11 protein-coding genes are annotated in these 26996 nt (G+C 74.2%); 8 read left to right on the forward strand and 3 right to left on the reverse strand.

What is annotated here, in order from left to right; genetic code table 11:
• Positions 1–19: 19 nt before the first annotated feature.
• The 8 genes from GHR20_RS06415 (at position 20) to GHR20_RS06445 (ending at position 11628) form a co-directional block, all read left to right on the forward strand.
• Positions 20–2413, forward strand: coding sequence for a condensation domain-containing protein (locus GHR20_RS06415; protein ID WP_194858826.1), 2394 nt, complete (start codon positions 20–22; stop codon positions 2411–2413).
• Entirely contained in the window at positions 2305–3300 is a 996-nt protein-coding gene (locus GHR20_RS38105; protein ID WP_275549807.1) for a non-ribosomal peptide synthetase, read from the forward strand. The genes GHR20_RS06415 and GHR20_RS38105 overlap by 109 nt, the downstream gene beginning before the upstream one ends.
• A 98-nt stretch (positions 3301–3398) precedes the next feature.
• A complete protein-coding gene (locus GHR20_RS06425) occupies positions 3399–4928 on the forward strand; it encodes an amino acid adenylation domain-containing protein (RefSeq protein ID WP_153812583.1) in 1530 nt (509 codons plus the stop codon).
• Positions 4925–6364: an MFS transporter gene (locus GHR20_RS06430; RefSeq protein WP_275549808.1), complete on the forward strand. Its 1440-nt coding sequence runs from the start codon at positions 4925–4927 to the stop codon at positions 6362–6364. The genes GHR20_RS06425 and GHR20_RS06430 overlap by 4 nt, the downstream gene beginning before the upstream one ends.
• A gap of 750 nt (positions 6365–7114) precedes the next feature.
• A complete protein-coding gene (locus GHR20_RS36710; protein ID WP_194858827.1) occupies positions 7115–7417 on the forward strand; it encodes a hypothetical protein in 303 nt (100 codons plus the stop codon).
• 5 nt (positions 7418–7422) lie between these two features.
• The gene (locus GHR20_RS06435; RefSeq protein ID WP_194858828.1) at positions 7423–8349 is read left to right on the forward strand and encodes a helix-turn-helix transcriptional regulator; all 927 of its coding nucleotides are present in this window, start codon (positions 7423–7425) and stop codon (positions 8347–8349) included.
• Between the two features lie 173 nt (positions 8350–8522).
• Complete coding sequence (locus tag GHR20_RS06440; protein ID WP_111586287.1) at positions 8523–8840, forward strand: hypothetical protein; 318 nt, start codon at positions 8523–8525, stop codon at positions 8838–8840.
• Between the two features lie 187 nt (positions 8841–9027).
• A complete protein-coding gene (locus tag GHR20_RS06445) occupies positions 9028–11628 on the forward strand; it encodes an MXAN_6230/SCO0854 family RING domain-containing protein (protein WP_153812586.1) in 2601 nt (866 codons plus the stop codon).
• 144 nt (positions 11629–11772) lie between these two features.
• On the opposite strand, the gene GHR20_RS06450 is transcribed toward GHR20_RS06445, so the two are convergent.
• The 3 genes from GHR20_RS06450 to GHR20_RS06460 form a co-directional block, all read right to left on the reverse strand.
• Positions 11773–15108, reverse strand: coding sequence for a lectin (locus GHR20_RS06450; RefSeq protein WP_243877957.1), 3336 nt, complete (start codon positions 15106–15108; stop codon positions 11773–11775).
• A gap of 313 nt (positions 15109–15421) precedes the next feature.
• On the reverse strand, positions 15422–19354 hold the full coding sequence (locus GHR20_RS06455; protein WP_153812588.1) for a non-ribosomal peptide synthetase: 3933 nt from the start codon (positions 19352–19354) through the stop codon (positions 15422–15424).
• Positions 19351–26985, reverse strand: a complete 7635-nt coding sequence (locus GHR20_RS06460) for a non-ribosomal peptide synthetase (protein WP_153812589.1) — start codon at positions 26983–26985, stop codon at positions 19351–19353. The genes GHR20_RS06455 and GHR20_RS06460 overlap by 4 nt, the downstream gene beginning before the upstream one ends.
• Positions 26986–26996 lie beyond the last annotated feature (11 nt).

A 26996-nucleotide genomic window follows, 5' to 3' on the forward strand; every position in this document is an offset into this window, starting at 1 on the left:
CCGACAAGGAAAACGCACCGTGAGCGAAACCGCCGCCCCCGCGGACCCGAACACCTCCGCCGCCCCCGCGAGCCCCGCCGCCCCCGCCGCCTCCCGCGTCGAGGACGTCCTGCCCCTGTCCCCGCTCCAGGAGGGCATCCTCTTCCACGCGCTGTACGACGAGGACGAACGGGACGTCTACGTCGCCCAGTTGCTCCTGGACCTGGCCGGGCCGCTCGACGCCGAGCGGCTGCGGGCCGCCGCCGACGCGGTGCTGCACCGGCACGCCAACCTGCGCGCCGGCTTCCTGCGCCGGGCCTCCGGCGAGCCCGCGCAGGTCGTGCGGCGCGATGTGCGGGCGCCGTGGGCGGAGACGGACCTGAGCGGACTCGACGCGGCACAGCAGTCGGCCGCCGTCGAGACGCTGCTGGCCGAGGACCGGGCCCGGCGCTTCGACCTGGCCCGGCCGCCGCTGCTGCGCTTCACCCTCGTACGCACCGGCCCGCTCAGCCACCGGCTGCTGCTGACGTACCACCACATCCTGCTGGACGGCTGGTCGTGGCCCGTCCTGGTCCGCGAGCTGCTGGCCCTGCACGACGCAGGCCCCGAGGGCGCCGCGCTGCCGCCGGTGACGCCGTACGCGTCGTTCCTGCGCTGGCTCGGCACCCGCGACACCGGGGCGGCCCGGGACGCCTGGGGCCGCGCGCTGGCCGGGCTCTCCGGCGGCACCCGTACCGCCCCGGTCTCCGCGGCCCCCTCCGGGCTGCTGCCGCACCGGGTCGAGACCGTGCTGCCGGAGGCCCTCACCGAGCGGCTCACCGGGCTCGCCCGGGCCCACCGGATCACCCCGGGCACGCTGCTCCAGGGCGCCTGGGCGCTGCTGCTCGGCAACCGGCTGCGCTCGGACGACGTGGTCTTCGGCGCGGTCGTCAGCGGCCGCTCCCCCGAACTGCCCGGCGTCGCCGACATCGTCGGGCTGTGCCTGAACACCGTCCCGGTGCGCGTCCGCATCGACCCCGCCGAGTCCCTGATGGGCCTGTTCACCCGCCTCCAGGACGAGCAGGCGAGCCTGATCGAGCACCATCACCTCGGCCTCACCGAGATCCAACGCACCGCCGAGGCGGGCGAGTTGTTCGACTCGTGTGTCGCGTTCCAGAACTACCAGGTGGACGCCGAGGGGCTCGCCTCGCTGTCCGCGCTGTCCACGGGCGAGCTGCGCGTCACCGGCGTCGACCCGCACGACGCGGCGCACTACCCGCTCTCCCTCACCGCCATCCCCGGCGAGCGGCTGCGCCTCCAGATCGACCACCGGCCGGACGTCTTCGACACCGAGGACGCCCAGGCCCTGCTGGACCGCCTGGTCCGCCTCCTGACGGCCGTCGCCGACGACCCGGACCGCCCGGCCGGCGCCGTCGACCTGCTCTCCCCGGCCGAGCGCCACCGCGTCCTGGTGTCCTTCAACGACACCGTCCGCGACGAGGACTTCGCCGAAGTCACCGACCGGGTACGGCGTCAGGCCGCGCTGCGCCCGGACGCCGTGGCGGTCACCGACGACACCGGCCGGGCGCACACGTACGCCGAACTGGTCGCCCGTGCCGACGCGCTCGCCCTGCGGCTGCGCGCCGAGGGAGCGGGCGAGGGCGATCTGGTCGCGGTGCTCAGCGAGCCGACCGCCCGGGTGCCGGTCGCCCTGCTCGGCATCCTCGGCGCCGGCGCCGCCTATGTGCCGCTCGACCCCGAGGGCCCGGTGGTGCGCACCTCCGACCTGCTGGCCACGGGAGGCGTGAGCTGGCTGCTCGCCGCGCCCGAACAGCGGGCCCGGGCCGAGGAGATCGCCGCGGCGGTCCCCGCCGTACGGCTCCTGTCCCTCGACGACGCCCGCGACGAGGCGGAACCGGGGTCGGTCCCCGTGCCGCCGCCGACCGCCGGTGGCCGCGACGCGCTCGCCTACATCTGCTTCACCTCCGGCTCCACCGGCCGCCCCAAGGGCGCCATGGTGCACCGGCGCGGCATGAACAACCACCTGCTCGCCAAGCTGGACGACCTGCGGCTCACCCCTGCCGACCGGGTGGTGATGAACGCGCCGCTCACCTTCGACATCTCGGTGTGGCAGATGCTCGCGCCGCTGATCACCGGCGGCCGGGTGCACCTGGTCTCCCGCGATGTCGCCCGCGATCCGGCGGTGCTCTTCGCCGCCGTCGCCGAGCACGGCGTCACCGTGATGGAGACCGTGCCCTCCTTCGTCCGCGCCGCCCTCGACCTGTGGGACTCCGGCACCCCGGCCCCGCACTGCCGTCGCTGCGCTGGTTCATCGTCAACGGCGAGGTGCTGCCGCCCGAGCTGTGCGAGCGCTGGTACGACCGCCACCCGGACGCGGCGCTCGTCAACGCCTACGGTCTCACCGAATGCTCGGACGACAACACCCACGCCCTGATCACCCGCGACGTCCAAGCCCAGCTGGAGCAGGGCAGGTTGCCCGTCGGACGGCCGCTGCGCAACAACCGGCTGTACATCCTGGACCCGTCGCTCGCGCCCGTACCGCCCGGTGTGCCGGGAGAGTTGTTCATCGCCGGCACCGGCGTCGGGCCCGGCTATCTGAACGACCCGCGGCGCAGCAGCGAACGCTACGTCCCCGACCCCTTCGCCACCGAGCCCGGCGCCCGGATGTACCGCACCGGCGACCTGGCCCGGCTGCGCGCCGACGGCCAGTTGGACTTCCTCGGCCGCCAGGACCACCAGGTCAAGATCCGCGGTAACCGCATCGAACTGGGCGAGGTGGAGACGGCGTTGCGTGCCGCGCCCGGCGTCGGCGACGCGGTCGTGGCCGTGGACCGCGACGGCGCGGGACAGCAGCGGCTCATCGGCTACGTCACCGGCACCGCCACCCCCGACGAGATCCGCGCGGCGCTCACCCAGACGCTGCCGAACTACATGGTCCCCTCGCTGCTGCTGGCGCTGCCCGCGCTGCCGCTCACCACGAACGGCAAGGTGGACCGCAAGGCGCTGCCGGACCCGGCGAGCCTCACGCGCTCCGCCGGGCGGGCGCCCTCGGGCCCCGGCGAGCAGAAGGTGTGCGACCTGTTCGCGGCGGTCCTCGGACTGTCCGAGGCGGGCCCGGACGACGACTTCTTCGCCCACGGCGGCCACTCGCTGCTCGCCACCCGGCTGACCGGCCGGCTGCGCACCGAACTCGGCGCCGAACTGACCATCCGCGACCTGTTCGAGACGCCCACCCCGGCGGGCATCGCCGCCCGCCTCGCCTCGGCCCGGCCGGCTCCGGCCCGCCCGGCGCTGCGGGCGCGCGCGAGGAACGGCGCGTGAGCCCCGTACCGGCGCCGGCCGTTCCCGGCGCGCCGGCCGCGCGTCCGGCCGTGTCCCCGACGTGCCCCGGCCCGGCCGTACCGACCAGGAGAACCCGCATGACCGCGACCGAGCTTCCCGTACCGCTGCTCATCGCCCGGCAGGCGGCGGCGACCCCCGACGCCACGGCGGCACTCGGACCCGAGGGTGAGCTGACGTACCGTCAACTCAACCAGCGGGCCCGTGCGGTGGCCCGGGAGCTGGCCGCGGCGGGCGCGGGCCCCGAGGACACGGTGCTGGTCGGCGTGGGCCGGGGCACCGACTGGGCCGTCGCCGTGCTGGGCATCTGGTACTCCGGTGCCGCGCTGCTGCTCGCCGACCCGGCGACGCCCGACGAGCGGCTGCGCACCCTGCTGGCCGCCGCCGGCACCCGGTATCTGGTCGCGGCCGACCACGCGGCGGTGGCCGACCTCCAACTCCGCGTCGGTACCGAGCTGTTCTGGGCGGCGACCAGCGGGGCCGAGGCCCGCGTCTCGGACTTCGAACCGGTACGGCCCGCGCCCGGCGCCCTCGCCTACGTCCTGTTCACCTCCGGCTCCACCGGGGCGCCCAAGCCCGTCGCGGTCGGACACCCCGGCCTCGCCCGGCAGGCCCGGGTGCTCGCCGAGCACTACGGCCTGACCGGCGCCGACCGGGTGCTCCAGTTCGCCGCGCCCGCCTTCGACGTGTCCCTCGAAGAGGCCCTGCCCACCTGGTGCACGGGCGGCGCCGCGGTGTTCGTCGCCGACAACATGGTCTCGCCCGGCGAACTCGAACCCTTCCTCGCCGGGCAGCGGATCAGCGTCGTCAATCTGCCCACCCCCTACTGGGCGCAGTGGGCGAAGGACGTCGAGCGCCGGCCCCGCCCGCTGCCCGGGGCCCTGCGCCGGGTGGTGATCGGCAGCGACGCCGGGCGCACCGCGGACCTGCGCCGCTGGTACGACGCGGGCGGCCCGCCGGTGATCAGCGCGTACGGCCTGACCGAGTCGACCATCACCGCGACCTGCCACGAGGCGCGTGCCGACGCGCTGGACGGCGACGAGGTGATTCCGCTGGGCGTGCCGCTGCCGGGCGTGCGAGCGTATGTCCTGGACGAGGAGCTGAGCGAAGCGGCGGACGGGGAGGCGGGCGAACTGTATCTGGGCGGCGCGTGCCTGGCGCGCGGTTACCACGGCAGGCCCGCGCCGACCGCGGAGCGCTTCGTGCCCGACCCGTTCGCCGGGGAGCCGGGGCAGCGGATGTACCGGACGGGCGACCGGGTGCGCCGGTCCGCCGACGGCACGCTGCGCTTCCTCGGCCGCGCCGACGACCAGGTCAAGGTGCGCGGCCACCGGGTGGAGCTGAAGGAGGTGGAGGCGGCGGTCGGTGCGCTGCCGGACGTGGTGGACGTGGTCGCCCGCGCGGTGACGCATCTGGGCGAGGTCCAGGTGGCGGCCTATGTCGCCGCCGCGCCGGGCCGCGCCCCGGACCCGGCCGCGCTGCGCCGCGAGCTGAGCGCCCGCGTCCCCGCCCACCTCGTCCCGGCCCATCTCACCGTCCTGCCCCGGCTCCCCCGCACCCCGGGCGGCAAGCTCGATCCGCGGGCCCTGCCCGAGATCGCCGCCGGCTGACACCGCCGCCGGGGAAGCCCCCCCACCGCGGTCGTCGCGCGGCGCCCGCCGCCCTCCACCAGACAAGGAACGTCTCTCGTGTCCCAGCCCACGGCCGCGTCCGGCCCCGCCACCGGTCCGGACGACACCGCCGCCGCAGCCGACCCCGCCGTCGAGGCGGAGCCGGCCACCGCCACCGACGCCGAACCCGGGGACTCCGCCCCCTCCCCCGGCAGCGGCGCGACTTCCGCCGGTTCATGGCGTCGCACATCTGCAATGAGCTCGGCAACAACATCACGTACGTCGCCCTCCCCCTCACCGCCGTGCTGACCCTGCACGCCTCGGCGTGGCAGGCTGGTCTGCTCGCCGCGGCCGAGCAGGCGGCGTTCCTGCTGTTCGGGCTGCCCGCCGGGGCGTGGGTCGACCGGATGCGGCGGCGCAACGTCATGATCGCCGCCGATCTGACGCGCGCGGTGCTGCTCACCGCGGTCCCGGTGGCCTGGCTGCTGGATCTGCACTCCATGCCGCTGCTGTACGTGGTGGCCCTGCTGCTGGGCTGCGCCCGGCTGTTCGGCGACGTGGCCGACCAGAGCTATCTGCCCACCCTGGTCGGACGCTCGACCCTGGTCAGCGGCAACTCCCGCCTGGAGACGGTGCGTTCGACGGCCGAGCTGGCCGGTCCCGGCATCGCGGGCTTTTTCGTCCAGCTTTTGGGCGCGGTCGGCACCTTGGCGGGGCAGGCCGTCACCTCCCTGATCTCCGCCGCCCTGCTGGGCCGGATCGAGGCGCGGGAGGAGCGGCCGTCGCCCGCCGGGCGCAAACGGCTCCTGCACGAGATCCGCGAGGGTCTGCACCATGTGCTGCGCAACCCGATCCTGCGGGTGATCGCCCTCAGCACGGCGTCCGTCAACCTCTTTCTGAGCGGTGTCTTCGCCCTGGAGACGCTGTTCCTGACCCGCACGGTGGGGCTGCCGCCGGCCGCGGTCGGCTGGGTGCTCACCACGGCAGGCGTCGGCTCGATGCTCGCCGCGCTGGTCACCGAGCGGCTCTCCCGCGCCCTCGGCGAGGCCCGTCTCACCTGGCTCTCGCTGCTGGTCACGATGCCCTTCGGCCTGCTGCTCCCGCTGACCGGCCACGGCTGGCGCATCGCCCTGTTCGTGCTCGGCGCCCTGATCCAGTCGGCCGGTGTCACGACGTACAACATCTGCCAGGTCACCTACCGGCAGACGGTCTGCCCGCCGCATCTGCTGGGCCGGATGACGGCCACCATGCGCTTCCTGGTCTGGGGCGTCCTGCCGCTCAGCGGTCTGCTGGCGGGCGGGCTCGGTCAAGTGGCGGGTGTGCGGGGCGCGTTGTGGTTCCTGACGGCCGCCCTGGCGGCGACCCCGCTGGTGCTGCTGTGCTCCCCGCTGCGCCGGATGCGCGCCTTCGACACGGACGCGCCCGCCGCACTGTAGCCCCGCTCCGGCGCTCGTGCTGAACCGCTGGAGGCAGCGGACGAACTCCCGCACGCCCTCGGCCGACCGGTCCTCGAAGACCCGGTCCAGGCCCTGGGCGTGCGGCTCGCGTTTCTCCCGCACTTGCGCCCGTCCTTCCCGGTCAGCCGGAGCTTGCGGGCCATGCCGCCCTCGGGGACGGCGATCCGCTCCAGCGGCCCGGCCCGCGTCGCGTGCGCGGTCTGGGCGCGACCCTGCGTGTTCGCGCGCGCCGGACCGCTCGCGGTTCCCGCCCCTGACACGTACAGCCGGCCCCGACGATGCGGAAGCCGGCTGTGTGGGTCGTCCGTGCGTCAACAGGGACCACCGGATCCGTGCGGTTGGTGTTGGAGCCAGTCGCGTACGGAACTGCGCGGGGATCGTCGCAGTCCGCGCCGCCACCGGCAAAAAGAACTGGGACGCAACGCGGGAAATCACCTCTTGCCCGCGCCGCGGCGACGGGGCCGCCCGGACGGGCGCGGAGAACGGCCAGGCCACAGGGCCGCCGGAATTGAACACCCGCCGTCCCGACGACGGTGTGACGTGAAAAGCGCATCTGCTTCAAATCGACAGATGAGACGAGTAGGCATCAATGGCGTGCCCGGGGCCGCCCGCGGTGGCACCATGCTGTCGCGTCACGACGCAGCGTCAACTGCCCGTGGCCTATGACCGATTGTTGGAGCCAGACCCACGGCGCCCGCCGTGGGGTCCCCACCCGTAGGGAACCCGCACATGCACGTGAACGACACCATGGCGCTCTGCGTCGTACCGGGCACTCCTTCCCGCCGGAGCCTCAGCGGAGCGGACGCCGCCGTCGTCGTGGTGATCATCATCGTGGCGGCCGTCCTGGCGGCGGACGGCGTGCCGGTCAGGGAGGTCATGGCGTTACTCGACGCGGCCGCCCTCCTGTCGGCCTCCGTCACGCGTCCGGTCTCCCTCATGCGTCCGGGCTCCGTCACGCGTCCGGGCTCCGGCGCCGCGGCCCGGGCGCCGCGTCGGCTCGCCCGCGCGCAGTCGGACACCCTGCCCCGGTAGCGATCGTGGGTCGCACCGAGAACCCGGTCCTGCGTCCGACCAGCGCCCTTGGCGGGCTCGCCTCGTACCTCAGGTGGTGCAAGGCCCGCGCCGGCCTCACCAACCAGGCGCTGGCGTTCCGTACGAAGTACAGCGCCACCACGCTTCAGCGAGCGTCCGGCGGGGCCGTACTGCCCACGCTCAGGGTCGTGCTGGCCTATGAGGAGGCGTGCGGACTGGCCGGCGGCGAGGCGCGTGCCCTCTGGCTGAAGGCGCAGCGGGCCGAGGGGCGCAGGGACCGGCGGCGGGCCACCGCGGGCCGCGGGAAGGCACCCCGGCCGGACCTGATCGCCGACCGGGCGGACATGAGCCACGCGCTCGCCGACCTGCGGGACCGCGCCGGGCTGAGCTATCGCGCCATGGAAGGCCGGGTGGCGAAACGGCCCGAGCTGGTGCAGCTGTCGAGGTCGACGGCCCAACGCATACTCACGCGCCAGGCGTTCCCGACCAGCCAGGCGCAACTGATGGCCGTGCTGCACGCGTGCGCGGTGCCCGAGCGGTCCTGGGACGACTGGATCCGCGCCTGGAAGAAGGTGCACCGGGCGCAGGACCGCCGGGAGCCCGCCGTCACCCCGGCCCGGAAACTGCTGGCCCGCGAGGCCGAGGCCGAACTGGCCTGCTTCAAGCTGGAGTCCGTGGAGCCGTTCCGCAGCCCGACGGCGGCGTGGAGTGTCCGCTGCCGCCTGTGCGGGGCCCTCTTCCGGGTTCAGCTCAGTGCCCTCGGCAACGGCTGGACCGGGTGCCCCAATCGCTGCCCGCGCGACCACGCCCGGCCCACCGCCACCGGACCGCTCGAACCCCTGGCCTGCCCGCGGTGCGCGTCCTCGGCGCCGGGCACCCCCGCCGCGGACTGCCTCGTGTGCGGCACCCCGGTACGGCCCGCCCCGGACTGACCGGTCCCGGCGGTGCGCCGACGGTCCGGGGAGGAGGAACAACGACCGGTGGGTGGGTACGTACTCACGCGTGCGCCCCCGCGAATGAGTACCCGCACCGATCCGCGCGCCCCCGGCCTTCCCGCAGGCTTGGTCCGTCGAAGGCCGATCCCGTCCGAGGGGAAACAGAACACATGACCACGCACCGCACCCGCCGACGCACCGCCAAGACCGCGGCGGCGCTCCTCGCCTGCTCCGGCGCCGCCCTCGCCACGCTGCTCACCGGCTGTTCGACCGCCGACGCGATCTGCTCGAACGGCGAGTATCCCGTGCAGAACATCGGCTCGACCGGCGGCCAGTGCGTCGCCGACGGCCACAAGGTCCCGAAGGGCACCTTCCGTTACCCCGAGGACAAGACCCCGAAGCACGTGGACGACAAGTGGGACATCTACTGGCAGACCCACACCATCGACCAGCACGGCGCCATCATCAAGGCGCCCAAGGACTCCTGACGTCCGCCGCTCGTCCTCGCGGCACCGCCGCTAATTCGTTTGGTGCCCGCACGGCGCTGTGATGGGATCGGGGCGACGGGGGCGGCTCCCCGGCGCGCATCCTTCTCATCCTCTTTCGAACAGAACCGGCGCGCCCACTCTCCGCCCCCGTTCCGCTGTCCCGGGTCATCGTGGAGGGAATCCCCTGTTGCTCGCCGCCGAGTCCGTACTGCTGCGCCGTGTCCAGACCGTCTACGTGGCCGGGCCGTCCTCGTCCGGCGGCGGAAGCGGACCGGCCCTGCGCCGGCTGGAGACCGAGCTGCTCGACCGCGCGCACGTCCTCTCCGCCGAACTGCTCGCGGCGCTGGGCTCGTTGGCCGCCGAGGAGCTGGCGGCCGCGCACACCCGGCTGGTCGGCCTGGTCGACGGCCTGCTCGGCTCCGACCGCGTCCACACCCCGCTCTTCCGCCGATTCCCGCGTACGGCGCCCCGGGACACCGAGGCGTTGTACGTGGACCGGGTCTTCGCCTTCCTGCTCCAGCAGCCGGACCACCCCTGCGTGCTGTGCGGCGAGGCGCGCACGGTGTTCCCGGTCTCGCCCTGCGCGCACCTGGTGTGCCGGCTGTGCTGGGACGGATCGGACTACGCGGGCTGCCCGGTCTGCCACCGCCGGATCGACGCGGACGACCCCTTCCTGCGGCCGGTGCGCGCCGTCGGCGCGGCCAAGGCGCCGCTGCCCGGACCGCTGCGGCTGCTGCGCCTCGGCACCGACCCGGCCGCCGACGCCACCGCCGCGGTGGACGCCCTGCTGGCCCGTCGCACTCCGCTCTCCCCGCGGGACCGCGAGGACCTGCTGACACTGCTCCCGCTCACTCCGGCCGGCCGGGGCCTGCTGCCGGCGGAGATCCCGGTCCGGGAGACCAAGGCGCTGGTGCTGGCCGCGCTGCTCCGCGAGGCGCCGGACGGCCTGCCGGTACGGGAGCTGCTGGCCGGGCGGCTCACCACCGCCACCGACGTGCTGCGGCTGCTGGCCGCGTTCTCCGGCGGCGACGCCGGACTGGTGACCCTGTCGCGCTTCGGCGGTCTGCCGCGCCCGCTGCGCCGCGAACTCCTCTCGGTCCTGGACGCGTTGCCGACGCCGTACCTGGTGGAGGACGTCCTACGGCACCCCACGGCGTGGAAGCGCGCCGCGGAGGTACTGCACCCCTTCGAGCGGCACGCCCGGCATCCGCGCGCCGCCCTCGCCTTCGCCGTGCTGCGCCGGACCCCGGTGCGTCCCGGCACGGCCCTCGGCGGCGCCCTGCTGGAGACGGCCGCCGCGCACCCGGACGCCGTCCGGGTGGACGGTGCCCGGCTCCGCCCGGCCACCTGGGCCGGCCGGCTGGAACAGGCGGTGGCCGAGGGCGACGCGGGCCGGGCCGCGGCGCTCGCCGGGGAACGGCCCGGTGAACTGGTGCGCCGTCTGGACCTGTTGCTGCGCCTGCACACCGGCGACACCCTGGTGCCGGAGCTGGAGAAGGCGCTGCTGCGCGGCCTGCCGAAGGTGGGTCCCGGGCCGCTGCTGTCGGCGCTCGGGGCCCTGCGGGTGCGCACCGAGGACCGTACGGGCCGCCGCCGGGTGTTCTTCCCGCGCGGCGAGGTCACCCGGGCCCTCGCCGTGCCCGAAGAGCGGGCTCCCCTGTCCGCCGGGCTGGTCACGGCCGCGGTCACGCTCCTGGAGGCCGAGCTGCTGCGCCGGTTCGCCGCCGGGGAGCCGTACGAGCTGTCGGTGCTGGACGCGGGCCTGGCCGACCTCACCGTGCCGTTCACCGAGCGGTCCACCGCGAAGGCCCTGGTGGCGGTACCCCGGGGCAGCACGCAGACCCTGCCCGACGGCGCGGTGCTGCGGCTGTTCCTGCACTGGACCGAGCCCCAGGGCGTCCGCACCGACCTGGACCTGTCGGTGGCGTTCTTCGACGCCGGGTGGACGTTCACCGGCCTGTGCGACTACACGCGCCTCGTGCACGGCACGCGGGCCGCGGTCCACTCCGGCGACCTGACCTCCGCCCCGGCCCCGGAGGGCGCCACCGAGTACGTGGACCTGGACCTGGCGCGGCTGGCGGAGCGAGGCGACGTCTATGCCGTTCCGCTCGTCTTCAGCTTCAACAACGTGCCGTTCGAGGAGTTGCGGGACGCCTTCGCCGGCTTCATGGCGCTGCCCGCGCGGGGCCCGCGCGACGCGTCGTACGACCCCCGGACGGTGCGCCAGCGCTTCGACCTGGCGGGCGACTCCCGGGTGTGCCTGCCGATGGTCGTGGACCTGGGCCGGCGCCGCATGCTGTGGACGGACATCCATCTGCCGGCCACGGGTGGCTTCCAGAGCATCGGCGCGCACGGCGGCGAGCGACTGGCCGCGGTGGCACGGGACGTGTGGGAGCAGTTCGGCTCCGGCAGCAGGACCACCCTGTGGGATCTGGCGGTCTGGCGGGCGGCGGCGCGCTCCCCGGAGGTGGCCGTGGTGTGCCGGGAACCGGAGCCCGCGCTGCTGCGGTACCGGCGCCGGCCGGACGAGGACGCGGCGGCGTTCGCCGCCCGGCTCTCCTCCCCGGAGGGGGCCGAGGAGCGGCTGCCGCACCCGGACCCCGACACGGCGGCGGCCGAACTCGCCTCCGGCACCCGGGTGTTCCTGGCGACCGTCCATGGCTCCGTCGCTCCCGCCCGGGCCTCGGGCACGTACTACCGGCTCTTCCCGGGAGCCGGGGACGCCTCGGAGACCCTGGCCCGCGTGACCGCCGGCGACCTGGTCGCGGAACTCGCCGGCACCGCGTAGAGGGCCCCCGGTCCGTGCTCGACCGGCGAGGATGCCCTCAAGGCGGGACCCTGACGAGTACGGCGGCCCGGGAGGCGCCGGGTGGGCCGGGCACCGCGGCTGGTGCCGCGGGGCCGGCCCACCGTCGTCAGCGGCTTTCGGGTGTCACCGGCCGAAGCCGTAGGCGAACAGGTGGTCGTTGCCCGAGGAGCCCGTCACCGGGAGGGTGATCGAGGCCACCTGCTTGGACGCGTCGAGCGGGACCTTGGTGGCGAAGACGTAGGTCTTCACGCCGTCCCGGCCGCCGCTGCCGGTGTTGCGGTAGCCCGTCGTGACGGCCGTGGTGTCGCCCGCCATCGGCTTGGTGGTACCGGCGTTGAGCGTCCAGTCGGAGAAGCCGACCGTCGCCTTGGCGGTGGTGCCGTCGGTGTAGGTGACGGTCAGCGTGCCCGAGACCCCGCGGCCGTCGGTCGGCGCGTTGGTCGCCGTACCCAGCAGGCCGAGCGACGTTCCCGACGTACCGGCCGGCATCGGGATGGTCTGGCCGGCCATCTCCAGGTTGTCCGGCCGGCCGGAGGCCACCGCCGGCCAGGTGTAGGAGACGCCGTCGACCGTGAGGGTGGCGCCGCTCGTGGCGCCGGCCGCGGACAGCGCGTTCTGCGAGAACGCCCATCCGCCGTTGTCGAAGCCGCCCGAGAAGGTCGTACCGTCGGGGTAGACGCCCTCGTTGGTGTCGTACGGCCACAGCTCACCGGCCCTGGCGACGGCGACCCGCAGGGCCGCCCCGTTCAGTGCCGCCCCGGTGGCGTGGTCGGTCAGCGCGAAGGTGACGGGGTACGTCCCCTCGCTCGCGCCCGCCGTGACGCGCACCTTCGCCTCCGCGCTGCCCGAGGCGGGCACCTTCACCGAGCCGGCCGCCGGGTCGAGCGTGACACCCGAGGGCGCCGTCGCCTTCCAGTCGACGGTGACGTCCTTGCCGCCGAGGTTGGTGAGGTCGAGCGTGCCGTCACCGGACGTGCCCGGCTGGAGCACCAGACCGTCGCTGCTCGGACCGGCCGCGGCCAGAATCCGGTCCCCGCCCGTGGTGTCCGACGGCGGCGCCGCCGACGGATCGGAGGCCCAGGACTTGTCGGGCCGGGTGCCGAGGGTGAAGTCCAGGGTGCCCGCGCCCTTGAACTGCCCGTACGTCAGCCAGGAGGTCTTCCACTCCTTGCCCTTGACGTCGAGGGACTGGACGTACGGCGCGTCGGGTGCCGCCTGCGGCGCGTTGATCCGCACCGTCCTGCCGCCGAGCGCCACCTGTGCCACCGGGAAGGCGGGGCTGCCGAGCGCCAGGGTGTCCGTGCCCGGGGTCTCGGGGTACATGCCCAGTACGGACCAGACGTACCAGGAGCTCATCGCGCCGAGGTCGTCGTTGCCGAACGAGCCGACCGGCGCGTTGAAGTACAGGTTCCGCTGCGCCGCGCGCACGGCCTCCTGGGTCTTCCACGGCTGTCCCGTGTAGTCGTACTCCCAGGGGATCTCCACGCTGGGCTCGTTGCTCAGGTTGGCGTCGGTGTTGCCGGGGTCGGTGATGTTGTCGAGCAGGCTGTCCAGGTAGGACGAGTACGCCTGGTCACCGCCGCGCGCCTGGATGAGCTGCTTCAGGTTGAACGGGACCATCGGCGTGTACTGGGCCGACGTGCCCTCGACGAAGCCGTTGGAGGTGCCCGGGGTGAACCCGCCAGCGAACCGGCCGTCCTTGTCCTTCGCCTGCATGTAGCCGGTCTGCGGGTTGAAGACGTTCATCCAGTCCTGGGCGCGGGTGGCGAACTTCTGGTAAACGGCCTTCTTCCCCAGCGACCTGGCGAAGGCGGCGAGGGCGTAGTCGGCGGAGTCGTACTCCAGCTGGGTGGAGACGGGGCCGTAGAAGTTGCAGCACCCGTAGTCGTTCTCGTCCAGCGGGAGATAGCCCTTGGCGTCCCGCACGGACTCGCCGGGGCGGTCGTTGTTCGGCGCGGTGGCCTCGTGCTGGAGGGCGGCGAGCGCCTTGTCCGTGTCGAAGCCCCGGGCGCCGAAGGCGTACGCGTCGGCGATGATGCCGGCCGCCGGGTCGCCGACCATGACGTAGCTCTCGCCGTTGTTGGAGGCCCACTTGGGGAGCAGGCCCGTCTGGTCGTAGCCGTTGAGCATCGAGGTGACGACGTCGCTGGTGACCTTGGGCTCGGCCATCGCCATCAGCTGGGTCTGGGAGCGATAGGTGTCCCAGCCCGAGTAGTTGGCGTACTGGGCCTGCTGCCCCTTGGCCAGCTTGTGGATCTGGTTGTCCATGCCCATGTACTGGCCGTTGTGGTCCGAGAAGACGTTCGGGTGCAGCAGCGCGTGGTAGAGCGCCGTGTAGAACTGCACCTGCTGGTCCCGGGTGCCCCCACCGATCCTGATCTTCTCCAGCACCTTGTTCCAGGCGTCGTGGTTCGCCCTCCGCACCGCGTCCAGGTCCCAGTTCTTGATCTCGGTGGCGAGGTTGTCCGCCGCGCCCGCGTCATTGGTGTACGAGATGCCGACCTTGGCCTTCACCGTGCGGTTCGCGGAGGTGTCGAAGGTCAGGTACATCCCGTTCGCGCCGGTGGTGGGCGGCTGGGCGGCCTTGTTCGTGGCCGAGGGAGAGGGCGAGGGCGAGGGAGTGCCCGTACCGGAGGACTTCGCGGCGCTCCCGTGCACGGTGGGGGACGGGGCCGCCGGAACGACGAAGTGCTTCTCCTTCAGCCGCTTCGACGGGTGCGGCTGCGCCTGCCGCTCGACCCTGCCCGCCTTCAGCGAGGTCGCGTCCGGGTTGATGGTGCCGCCGACCCAGGTGCCGCTGCCGGTGAACGGCCGGTCGAACTTGATGTCGAAGTGCAGGGTGTACCGGTTCTTCGCACCGCAGAAGTGGCCGCTGTCGACAGAGCCGCTGATCTCCTTCTTGTTCACCACCTGGACGCGGGTCCCGTCCACCTGGGTGGCCCCGCCGCTGAGCTTGAACAGCAGGTTCGCCTGGCTGCCCGCCGGGAAGGTGAAGGAGCCCAGGCCGGCGCGGGTGGTGTCGGTCAGCCGGGTGGTGACGCCGTTCGCGTCGGTGAGCTGGTACGAGCCGATACCGGTCTGCTCGCCGGCGTGGCTGAAGCCGACGGACGTGCTGCCGAGGTTGCCGGAGAGCGGGCCGGTCACCGGAAGGACGGGCAGGTCGCCCGCGACACCGCAGCCGGGTCCGGAGACATGGGTGAGGCTGAAGCCCGAGATCTTCTTGTCGTCGTACTCGTAGCCGCCGCCCGAGGGCCGGTCGGGCGTCGTGTCCGGACCCCACTGCACCATACCGGCGGGCATGTCGGGCCCGGGGAAGGTGTCCACCTCCCCCGAGGTGCCGATCAGCGGGTTGACGAGGGACGCGGGATCTTTCACCAGGGCCGGCGGTGCGGCACTCGCGGCCTGGGCGCCCACTGTCGCCGGGAGCGGGAACGCCGCGATGCCCAGGACGGAGATCACGGCCAGGCGTTGACGAAATCTTTTTCGATTACGCGGCTCTGCTGAACGTCGGGGTCGGACCATCGGTTGCCTCCGCAGCGTTTCGTGCTCCGCACAGGTGCTGGTGTGCCGAAGGGCAGGGACGTCGGTGAGGGCCTCGGTGCCGGGCGCCTCACGTGACGCCCTGACAACGTTGCCATTCACCGGTGTCGAGTGAAACGCGTGGGCTCACGGCGTGTCAACGAGGCCAACAGCAGTTTCTGGGCGCGAAGTTCGCGGGACGCCCCCTTCCGCACCGCGCGTCCGCGGCCGGGGGCGGCCTCCTGCCGTCGCGTCAGACCCCGCCGTACGGCCTTTCGTCCGCGAGGTCCGGCCGGAGCACGGCCGCGACGCGCCCGAGAGGGCCGGCGTCGAGCAGCTCATGGTGACCGCACCCGATGTCGTACGAGATGACCGGCCCGGTGCAGTACGGCTGCCAGGCCGCGGGGTCCGCGCCGCCGCCCGCCTCCGCCGTGGCGCGGAAGAGGACGACGCGGGTGTCGCCGCCGAGGACGGGTGGGCCGCCGGCGCGCAGGAACTCCGCCGCGGACGCGGCCGCCGCGCGCACACCGGTTACCACCGCGGCCCCGAGCACGGCCAGGGAGGCGGGAGGTTCCCCCGAGGGGGAGAAGCCCAGGCTCCGCAACGCCTCGTCGCGTGGTGCCGCCGCGGCGGGCGGCGCGTGGGGGTCCGTCGGGGGATGGGCATCGAGAAGGGCGAGGAGTTCCACCCGTTCGCCCTCCTCGGTCAGCCGGGCGGCGATCGCATGGGCGAGCTGTCCGCCGAACGACCAGCCGAACAGCCGGTAGGGGCCGTGCCGTTGGACGGAGCGGATCGACTCCACATGCCGGCGTACGACGTCGTCCGGCTTGGCCGGCCCCGACAGCGGCTTCACGAGGTCGGCCGCCTGGAGCCCGTACACCGGCAGGCCGGGGTCGACGTGCGGGAGCAGCCGGGCGTACGGCCAGGCGAGCCCGCTCACCGCGTGGACGCAGAACAGCGGCCGCCGGTCCGCCCCCTCCCGCAGCGGCAGCAACGGGCCGAGCCCGGCGGCCGGATGCTCGTCGCCGAGCCTGCGGGCCAGGGCCGTCACGGACGGCGCGTCGAACAGCGCGCGGACGGACAGCGCGGCTCCGGTCACCGCCCGGATCCTGCCGATCAGCCGGGTCGCGAGCAGTGAGTCGCCGCCGAGGTCGAAGAAGGACGCCCCGGGTTCCGGCTCGGGCACCCCCAGCGTCTCCGCGAAGAGCCGGCTCAGTATCTCCTCGCACGGATCCTGGGGCACCGCCGCGGCCCGGGGTGCGGGTGGCGGCGGCGCGGGCAGGGCGGCACGGTCGAGCTTGCCGCTCGGCGTCAGCGGGATGCGCTCGGTCTGCACGAACGCGGAGGGCACGAAGTATTCGGGCAGCAGGGCGCGCAAGTGGCGCCGCAACTCCGCCTGTTCCAGGGTGAGTCCGGACCGTGCGGCGACGACGTGGGCGACCAGCCTGCGGCCCCCGGGCCGGTCCTCGCGCGTCGTCACGACGGCCCGCCCCACCAGGGGATGCCGCAGCAGCGCGGCCTCCACGTCGGCGGGTTCCACCCGGTGGCCCCGGATCTTCACCTGGTCGTCCAGCCGCCCGAGGAACTCGATCGCGCCGTCCGCCCGGTACCGCGCCCGGTCGCCGGTGCGGTACATGCGCTCGCCCGGCGCGCCGAACGGGCAGGCCACGAAGCGTTCCGCGGTCCACCCCGGGCGGCGCAGATAGCCGCGGGCGAGGCCGGCGCCGGCCAGGTGGAGTTCGCCGGGGACGCCGACGGGCACCGGCCTCAGCCGCTCGTCCAGCACATAGGCCCTGGTGTTGCGGATCGGGCGGCCGACGGGCGGTTCCTCGTCGGCCACGGCCACGCTGCCGGCACGCCCCTCGCCACTCCCCTCGGTCGCCTGCCAGCTCAGGGCGAAGACGGTGGTCTCGGTCGGGCCGTACACGTTGGTCACCGCGCAACCGGGTATGCGGCGGCGGATCTCCCCCACCAGTGCGCCGGAGAGCGGTTCGCCGCCCAAGTGGACGCGGTCCACCGTGAGTTCGCCGGTCAGGGCGGGAAGGAGGCTCGCCAGGGCGGAGGGCACCGTGGTCAGGAGGCTGCCGCGCCAGCCGTCGCGTTCGGTGAGCGCCAGCAGGTCGTCGACCAGTTCCACACAGCCGCCGAGCGCGAGCGGCAGGACGGTGTCCTCGATGTGCGCGTCGAAGGCGAAGGAGATCGACCCGAGGACGCGGGCGACCGAGCCGGCGCCGAAGTCGGCCTCGTACGCGCTGATCAGATTCACGACACCGGCGTGTTCGACCACCACGCCCTTGGGGGTCCCGGTGGTGCCCGAGGTGTGGATGACGTAGGCGGACTGGTGCGGGAGGATCGGCCCGCCGCGCTCGCGGTCCGTGACCCGGGCGCGGTCGCGTGCGGCGAGGTCGCGGGCGGTGGCCGGGTCGTCCACGACGATCAGGGGGGCGTCCGGCGGCAGCGGGGACCGTACGGCGGCGGAGGTCAGGACGAGGCGGGGCCGCGCCTCGGCGAGCACTCTGGCCAGCCGGTCGGCGGGCTGGCGGGGGTCCAGGGGCAGATAGGCCGCCCCGGTCTTGAGCACGGCGAACAGGGCCACCAGGGCGTCGGGGGTGCGCGGCAGCAGCAGCGCCACGGCCGTCTCCGGACCCGCCCCCGCGTCCAGCAGGAGACGCGCCAACTGGTTTGCGCGGGCGTCGAGTTCGCCGTACGTCGTGGTGCGGCCCGCGTGCTGGACCGCCGGGGCGTACGGGTGCTGGTCGGCCTGTGCCTCGATCAGCGCGGGCAGTACGGTCGCGGGGACGGCGGCTGCGGTGTCGTTCCACTCGACGAGGAGTCGGTGCCGCTCCTCCTCGGGCAGGAACGCCCGGTCGGCGAGGTCGTCGGCGGCGCGGCGCGGGTTGTGCGCGATCTCCGCGAGCAGGCGTACGAACCAGTCCGCGATCCGCTCGGCCCGGTCGCGGGGGACGTGCGCGGGCTGGAACTCGAGCCGCGCGCCGAGGGTGTCGCCCGGCGTGCAGACGACGGACAGCGGGTAGTGCGTGGCGTCGAACCCGTCCGCGACGGCGCAGCGCAGACCGGCGTCGAGTGCCGCGGCGTGGCCCCGGCCGCCCGCCGGATAGTTCTCGAAGGACATCATGGTGTCGAACAGCACCTGGTGGCCGGTGAGTTGCTGGATCTCGGACAGCCCGATGTGATGGTGCTCGAACAGCTCGATCTGATCGTCCTGGACCCGTTCCAGCAGTTCCGGAAGTGACTCCCCGGCCCGGATCACGACCCTGGCCGGCAGCGTGTTGACGAGCAGTCCGACGAGGTTCTCCACGTCTTCGACGTCGGCGGTCCGGCCGGAGACGGTCATGCCGAACAGCACGTCGTCCCGGCCGGTCAGCCGGCGCAGGACGAGACCCCAGGCCACCATCACCACGGTGTTGAGGGTGACACCGTGTTCCCGGGCGACGGCGGTGAGGGCGGCGGACACGTCGGGGGTGAGAGCGCGCAGGACGCGCTCCGGGACCCGCGCGGTCCGCCGGGCCGCCCGAGGCGCGACCAGGGTCGGCCCGTCGACGCCCGCCAGCGCGGCGCTCCACGCCTCCCGCGCCTCGTCGGGCCCGGTGTCGGTGAGCCAGTCCAGGTAGGAGGTGTAGGAGGGCGCCGTCGGCAGCGTCCCGGCGGCGGCCTCTCCCCGCGCGTACAGCCGCCACAGCTCGTCCACGACGAGTGAGGTGGACCATCCGTCCAGGACCAGGTGATGGCTGGTCAGCGCGAAGCGCCAGCGCCGGTCGTCGAGGCGGAGCAGCAGGAACCGGATCAGGGGCGGGCGGGCGAGGTCGAAGCGCCGGGCGCGTTCTTCGCGCGCGGCGTCCGCGGCCGCGCCGGTCCTCGCGTCCGGCGGCAGCGCGGTCAGGTCGGACTGCCGCCAGTCCAGGGGCGGATCGGGGGTGATGAACTGCTCCGGCTCACCGGACGGCGCCGCGCGGAACCCGGACCGCAGTCCGTCGTGCCGGCGTTGCAGCGCACGGCATGCCTCGCGCAGTCGTACGGCGTCGAGCTCTCCGTCGACCTCCAGGGTGAGCTGGGTGGTGTAGATGTCCTGTCCCTCCACGTCGTACGCGGTGTGGAAGTACAGGCCCCGTTGGAGCGGCGCCAGCGGGAGCGCGTCCGGGGTGCCGGTGGCCGGGTGCCCGCTCATGCCGTCTCCTCCAGGTCGCGCAGGGTCGTGAACCAGGTGTCGGCGAGTCGCTCCACCTGTTCCCGGGTCAGCAGGCGGCGCGGGAAGGTCCAGGTCACCTGGAGTTCCGGACCGGTGCTGCCGTCGAGCGCCACGGCGGACACCTCCAGGAGGTGTGTGAGCGGCATCTCCGGGTCGCCGCCCCCTCCGACGGCGGGGGCGTCGGTGGCCAGCGTCCAGTCCGTGTCGGGCGAGCGCTCGAAGCGGCCCAGGTAGTTGAAGATGACCTGGCGGCGGGGCAGCCGTGCGAGGGCGGGCGCGGCCTCGGGGTGGAGGTGGCGCAGGATGCCGAAGCCGAGGCCCTTGTCGGGCATGGCGTCGAGCCGGTGCTGTACGGCGCCGGGGGTGTCGTCCGGCTCGAGGCGTACGGGGAAGAGACTGGTGAACCAGCCGACCGTGTGCGACAGATCGAGGTCCTCGGCGATCTCCTCGCGGCCGTGGCCCTCGACGTCGACGAGGAAGGGGGCGTCGGCCGCCGTCGCCGGATCGTCGCCGAAGAGCGCCGCGCGCCAGCCGCGCAGGGCCCGGCCGAGGGTGCTGAGCAGCACCGCGTTGACGCCTGTGCCGAGCGCGGCGGGGGCCTTCGTGAGGACGGCGGCGGTCCGGTCGGCGGGCAGGACGCGGGTGACGGTGGCGCGGCTGCGCATATCGTCGCGTGCCGGGTCGAGCGCGGCTCGGCGCAGCACGTCGTCGGCGTCCCGGGCGGCGCCGGTCCACAGGGGGAGTTCGGCGGTCCGCCGGGCGGCCTGCTCCCGGAGCAGGGCGCCCCACCGGGCGTAGGAGATGCCGGTCGGCTCGTCGAGGGGGGCGCCGGTGGCCAGGGCCCGCAGGTCGTGCAGGAGGACGCGCCAGGAGATCCCGTCCACGACGAGGTGGTTGACGACGAGGAGGAGGTGGCCCGGCCGGGTGTCCCCGGCGTCGAACCAGACGGCTTCGAGCATGTGCCCGTGCCCGGGGGCCAGGCGGGCGGCGGCCGCTTCCGCCGCGCGGGTCATGGCGGCCTCGCGCTGTTCGGCGTCGAGGTCCCGGACGTCGGCGCGCCGGAGGTGCTCGGCGCCCCGTACGGTCCCCCGGGGCAGGACGTCGAGCTCCCACCCCGGTGTGCGCCGGAGGCGGATGCGGAGGGCGTCGTGCCGGTCGAGCAGGGACTGTACGAGGCCGCCCGCGACGGCGAGGTCCAGTGTGGCGGGGACACGCACCAGCACGGACTGGTGGAAGGCGTCGACCGGGCCGCCCCGGTCGCGCTGCCACTGGATGATCGGGGTGAGGGGCACGGAGGCCGGGGAGGCGCCGGTGTCGCGCGCGGGGCCGTCGGCGCGCTCTCCCGGTGCCGCCCGGGGCGCGGGCCGTGCGGCCGTGCGGGGCGCGCGTTCGCGGGCGTGCCGGGCGAGTCCGGCGACGGTCTTGTGCCGGAAGATGTCCCGGGCGGAGACGGTGAGGCCCCGTTTGCGGGCTCCGGCGACCAGCCGGATGGAGAGGATGCTGTCCCCGCCGAGGTCGAAGAAGGAGTCGTCGACCCCGATGTCCGGGGCGCCCAGGATCCGGGCGAAGAGTTCGAGGAGCGCTCGTTCGACCTCGTTGGCGGGTTCGCGGCGGGTGACCTCCGTCGCCTCGGCCCGGGGCACGGGCAGCGCGGCCCGGTCCACCTTGCCGTTCCGCGTCAGCGGCAGACCCTCATCGAGGACCATCACCACCGACGGAACCATGTAGTCCGGCAGCAACTCCGCAGCTTGCTCCCGCACCCGCCTGGCCACCCCCTCCCCCGCATCCGGCCCCGGCACCACATGCGCCACCAACCGCCCCTCCCGCACCGAGGCGACCGCCTGCCCGACGCCCTCGCATGCCGACAACACCCCCTCCACCTCACCGAGTTCCACCCGGAACCCCCGCACCTTCACCTGCTCGTCCGCCCGCCCGACGAACTCCAGCCCCCCGCCCGCCGTCCACCGCACCAGATCACCCGTCCGGTACATCCGCTCCCCCGCACCCCCGAACGGACACGCCACAAAACGCCCCGCCGTCACACCCGGCGCGCCCACATACCCCCGCGCCACCCCCACCCCCGACACGTACAACTCGCCCACCACGCCCACCGGCACCAGCCCCAGACCCGCGTCCAGCACGAACGCGCGGTAGCCGTCCAGCGGTCCGCCGATGGGCGGGCGGCGGTGGTTGTCGTCGTCGATACGGGCCGCGAGCGACCACACGGTGGTCTCCGTGGGGCCGTACACATTGGTGACCTCGGCGGCGAGCGCGTGCAGCCGGCCGGCCAGGGCGGGCGGCAGGGCCTCGCCCCCGACGAGAACGCGCAGGCCCGCGACGGCCTCGGGGGCCTCGGACACCAGGCCGGCCCACAGGGACGGGGTGGCCTGCATGGCGGTGACGGCGTGCGCGCGGACCAGGTGGCCCAGCGCCCGGGGGTCGCGCACGTCCTCCGGGCCGGCCAGGACCACGGCGGCGCCGTGCAGCAGCGGAAGCAGCAGTTCGAGCTGGGCGATGTCGAAGGAGACGGTGGTCGGGGCGAGCAGCCGGTCCGCCGGGCCCAGCGGCAGCCACCGTGCCATGGCCGTCAGCAGCCGGGCGAGATTGCCGTGGGTGACCGCGACGCCCTTGGGCCGGCCGGTGGACCCCGAAGTGTGGATGACGTAGGCCAGGCGCTCGTCGGCGCGGGCGCCCGGGGCGAGTTCGGCGGCCGACAGGTCGTCCGGGGACAGCTCCGGCGGACAGGCGGCGTCGGTGAGGACGGTCACCGGCGAGGCGGCGGCGAGGATCGACTGGGTGCGGGGCCGGGGATGCCGGGGGTCGAGCGGGAGGTAGGCGGCGCCGGTCTTGAGGACGGCCAGGAGCGCGACGACGAGGTCCGGGGACCGTTCCATGGCGAGAGCGACCAGCCGTTCGGGTCCGGCGCCCGCGGCCAGCAGGTGCCGGGCCAGCCGATTGCTCCGCCGGCTGAGTTCCCGGTACGACAGGCGGCCGGCGCCACAGACGACCGCCGTCGCTTCCGGTGCGGCGGCGGCCCGGGCCTCGAACCGGTCCGTCAAGGACACCGCCTCGGCCGCCGCCTCCGGCCCGGTGCCCCGGGCGAGGAGGGCCGCGCGCTCGGCCGGTCCGAGCAGGTCCGCCGTGCTCAGCGGACGCCCTGGCCCCGTGGTCACCGCGGTGACGAACTGCTCCAGGCCGCGCGCGAGCCGCTCCGCCGTCGCCTCCTCGAAGAGGTCCCGCGCGAACAGCAGCCGCCCCTCCAGGCCACCCGCCCGCTCATGGAAGTCGAACAGCAGGTCGAAGTCGATCCGGTCGTCGTCCAGGATGTCCAGCAGTTCCGTGTCCAGGCCGGGGAACGACGCCTGGGCCACCGCGTTGTTCTGGAGGCTCAGCATCACCTGGAACAGCGGATGCCGCCCCGCCGCCCGCACCGGATTGACCACCTCCACCACCCGCTCGAACGGCACATCCTGATGCTCCAGCGCCCGCAGCACACCCGACCGCACCCGCCCCAGCAACACACCGAACGACGGATCCCCCGACACGTCCGACCGCACCACCACCGTATTCACGAAACACCCGACCAACTCCTCCAACCCCACATCCGACCGCCCCGCCACCGGACTCCCCACCACCACGTCCCCGCCCGCGCCCACCCGCGACAACACCCCCGCCAGCACCGCGTGCAACACCATGAACAGGCTCGCCCCGTGGTTCCGGGCGAGTCGTACGAGGCCGGCGCACCGCTCGGGCGGGATGTGCAGGCGCACGGAGCCGGCGCGGCCGGACGCCCGGGCCGGCCGGGTCCGGTCGTGGGGCAGCGCCATCTCCTCGGGCAGATCCCGCAAGGCCGCCCGCCAGAAGTCCAGTTGACGCTCCTCAAGGCCGCCCGACCGCAGCAGCTCGCGCTGCCAGAGCGCGAAGTCGCGGTACTGGACGGGAGGCTGGGTCCACTCCGGGGCCGTGCCGCCGCTCCGGGCCGCGTAGGCCGCGGCGAGGTCCCGCAGGAAGGGGGCGGCCGACCAGCCGTCGAAGGCGATGTGGTGCACCGCCACCACCAGCACATGCTCCGCGGGTCCGACGGCCAGCAGCTGCGCCCGCAGGGGCGCCGAGCACGACAGGTCGAAGCCCTGATCGGCCAACTCCGCTATATGTGCGCGCACTTCATCGGCCGCGACGGGCACCGGCTCGACACCGGGGGCGAAGGCGGTGTCCGTGTCCAGCACCCGCTGGTGGCGCGCCACTCCGCCGGCCGCCGGAAAGACCGTACGCAGGCTCTCATGGCGGTCCACCACGTCCCGCAGGGCCGCTTCCAGCGCCGCCGGCTCCAGCTCCCCGGACAGCCGCAGCGCGGTCGTGATCACGCGCGTGTCCGTACCACCCGCGCCCTCTTCGAGCTGGCCCTGGAGCCAGAAGCGCAGCTGGGAGGGGGACAGCGGGGCCTGCTCGGAGCGGGGACGCCGGGTGAGTGGCGGCCGGGTCCCGGCGGGGCCCCCGCAGCGGGCGGCCAGACCGGCCGGCGTGGGCGCGTCGAACACCGTGCTCATGTCGATCTCCGCGCCGAGGGCCGCCCGGATCCGGCTGACCAGGCGTACGGCGAGGAGCGACTGGCCGCCGAGGTCGAAGAAGGAGTCGTCGGTCCCGACGTCCGGCACGCCGAGGAGGTCGGCGAACATCCCGCAGAGCGTTCGTTCGACCTCGTTGGCGGGTTCGCGGCGGGTGACCTCCGTCGCCTCGGCCCGGGGCAGGGGCAGCGCGGCCCGGTCCACCTTGCCGTTCCGCGTCAGCGGCAGACCCTCATCGAGGACCATCACCACCGACGGAACCATGTAGTCCGGCAGCAACTCCGCAGCATGCTCCCGCACCCGCCCCGCCAACCCCTCCCCCGCATCCGGCCCCGGCACCACATGCGCCACCAACCGCCCCTCCCACACCGAGACGACCGCCTGCCGCACCCCTTCACACCCCGACAACACCCCCTCCACCTCGCCGAGTTCCACCCGGAACCCCCGCACCTTCACCTGCTCGTCCGCCCGCCCGACGAACTCCAACCCCCCGCCCGCCGTCCACCGCACCAGATCACCCGTCCGGTACATCCGCTCCCCCACACCCCCGAACGGACACGCCACAAAGCGCCCCGCCGTCACACCCGGCGCGCCCACATACCCCCGCGCCACCCCCACCCCCGACACATACAACTCGCCCACCACACCCACCGGAACCAGCCCCAGACCCGCGTCCAGCACGAGCACCCGGGAGCCGTCCAGCGGTCCGCCGATGGAGAGTTTCCGCCGCCGGTCGCGGGAAGCGGTGGCGAGCGGCTCGTACGTGGTGAAGGTGGTGTTCTCCGTGGGGCCGTAGGCGTTGGTGACGCTGAGGTGCGGGAAGAGCCGCAGCGCCTCGGCCGCCACGGGGCCCGACGCCTGTTCGCCTCCGAACCAGACGTGCTGGAGAGATCCGATGGCGGAACTGCGCTCGGCGACGAGGGAGTTGAAGAGGCCGGTGGTGAAGAAGGCCGCGGTCACCCCGTGGTTCTCGACCGCGCGCTCCAGTGCCGCGGCCGAGGTGTCCCCCGGCGGGACGACGACGGCCGTGCCGCCGTTGAGCAGCGGGACCCACAGCTCGTAGGTCGACGCGTCGAAGGAGTGCGCCGAGTGCACGAGGACCCGGGAGTGGTCCTGCCGCGTCCAGCAGGTGTCCGCCGCGAACCCGAGGATGTTGCCGTGGGTCACGGCGACTCCCTTGGGGCGTCCGGTGGAGCCGGAGGTGTACATCACGTACGCGAGCTGGTCGGCTCCGGCCACCGGGGAGGCGTACGGCATCGCCCGCGCGCCGGCCGCCGGGTCCGGCCGGGGTTCGTCGGCCCGGATCACGGACCGGGCCGGTACCGCCTCGCGCAGGGCCGTGCGGGTGTGCGTCGCCGCGTCGACCACCAGGACGCGGGGCTTCGACTCCGCGAGGACGGCGCGGAGCCGGGAGTCGGGGCCGCGCAGGTCGAGGGGGAGGTAGGCGGCGCCGGTCTTCAGGATCGCCAGCAGGGTGACGACGAGGTCCGCCGATCGTTCCATCGCGACGGCGACCAGCCGCTCGGGTCCGGCGCCCGCGGCCAGCAGCTGCCGGGCCAGCCGGTCCGCGCGCTCGTCGAGATCCCGGTACGACAGCTGCCGTGCGCCGCACACCACCGCCACGGCGTCGGGCGTGCGGGTCGCCTGGGCCGCGAACCGGTGCGCCACCGACCGGTCCAGGGGGGCCTGCGCGGTTCCGGTCCCCCGGGTGAGGACGGTCTCGCGCTCGGCCCGCCCCAGCAGGTCGACGGCGCCCAGGCGCAGCTCCGGGTCGGCGGCCACCTGGTCCGCGAACCGTACGAAGCGACGGGCCAGGTTCCGTGCCGTCTCCTCGTCGAAGAGGTCCCGCGCGAACAGCAGCCGCCCCTCGATCCCCTCGTCCACGTGCCGGAAGTCGAAGAGCAGGTCGAATTCGGTGGTCTCGGCGGGTGCGGGGTACTCCCCTCGCGTATCCAGGCCGGGGAACGACGCCTGGGCCACCGCGTTGTTCTGGAGGCTCAGCATCACCTGGAACACCGGATGCCGCCCCGCCGCCCGCACCGGGTTGACCGCCTCCACCACCCGCTCGAACGGTATGTCCTGATGCTCCAACGCCCGCAGCACACCCGACCGCACCCGCCCCAGCAACTCACCGAACGACGGATCCCCCGACACGTCCGACCGCACCACCACCGTATTCACGAAACACCCGACCAACTCCTCAAGCCCCACATCCGACCGCCCCGCCACCGGACTGCCCACCACCACGTCCCCGCCCGCGCCCACCCGCGACAACACCCCCGCCAGCACCGCGTGCAGCACCATGAAGAGGCTGGACCGGCCGCGGCGGGCGACCTCGGACAGGGCGTGCAGGGTGGGGCGGCCGACGGTGAACTCGATCAGCCCCGCGCGGCGCGTGCCGGCGCCTTGGCGGGGGCGGTCGTGGGGCAGGGGCAGTTCCTCGGGAAGGCCGTCGAGCGCGGTCCGCCAGAAGTCGAGTCCCCGCTCCTCGAAGCCGTCCGCCGCCAGCAGTTCCCGCTGCCACAGGGTGAAGTCGGCGTACTGCACCGGCAGTTCGCCGTGCATGGGGGCGGTGCCGCATATCCGTGCCGCGTAGGCGGCGGACAGGTCCCGTACGAGGGGGCCGACCGACCAGCCGTCGAAGGCGATGTGGTGGACCGCCACCACCAGCACGTGCTCCGCCTGCCCGACGGCCAGCAGCTGCGCCCGCAGCGGGAGTTCGCGGGACAGGTCGAAGCGGTGCCCGCAGACCGCGGCGTACGCGTCCGGCAGCCCCTGGGGGCCGACCTCCGCGCGGGGCAGGGCCAGGTCGCCCGCCCGGTCGGCGCCGAGCACCCGCTGGTGGGGCACCCCGTCGGTCACCGGGAAGACGGTACGCAGGCTCTCGTGCCGGGCCACCACGTCCCGCAGGGCCGCTTCCAGCGCCGCCGTGTCCAGCTCCCCGGACAGGTGGAGCAGCACGGGGGCGACGGGTGACGCGTGCCCGTCACCGCCGTGCTCCTCCTGGAACCAGAAACGGGCCTGGGAGAAAGACAGGGGGATCATGCTGAGCTCGA

Source organism: Streptomyces sp. SUK 48, from assembly GCF_009650765.1.
Lineage (GTDB): Bacteria > Actinomycetota > Actinomycetes > Streptomycetales > Streptomycetaceae > Streptomyces.

What these genes read in the sequence shown, in the direction of transcription:
- GHR20_RS06425 (WP_153812583.1), top strand. Translation starts at nt 3,399, where the DNA reads ATGACCGCGACCGAGCTTCCCGTACCGCTGCTCATCGCCCGGCAGGCG.
- GHR20_RS36710 (WP_194858827.1), top strand. Translation starts at nt 7,115, where the DNA reads ATGCACGTGAACGACACCATGGCGCTCTGCGTCGTACCGGGCACTCCT.
- GHR20_RS06440 (WP_111586287.1), top strand. Translation starts at nt 8,523, where the DNA reads ATGACCACGCACCGCACCCGCCGACGCACCGCCAAGACCGCGGCGGCG.
- GHR20_RS06455 (WP_153812588.1), bottom strand. Translation starts at nt 19,354, where the DNA reads ATGAGCGGGCACCCGGCCACCGGCACCCCGGACGCGCTCCCGCTGGCG.
- GHR20_RS06460 (WP_153812589.1), bottom strand. Translation starts at nt 26,985, where the DNA reads ATGATCCCCCTGTCTTTCTCCCAGGCCCGTTTCTGGTTCCAGGAGGAG.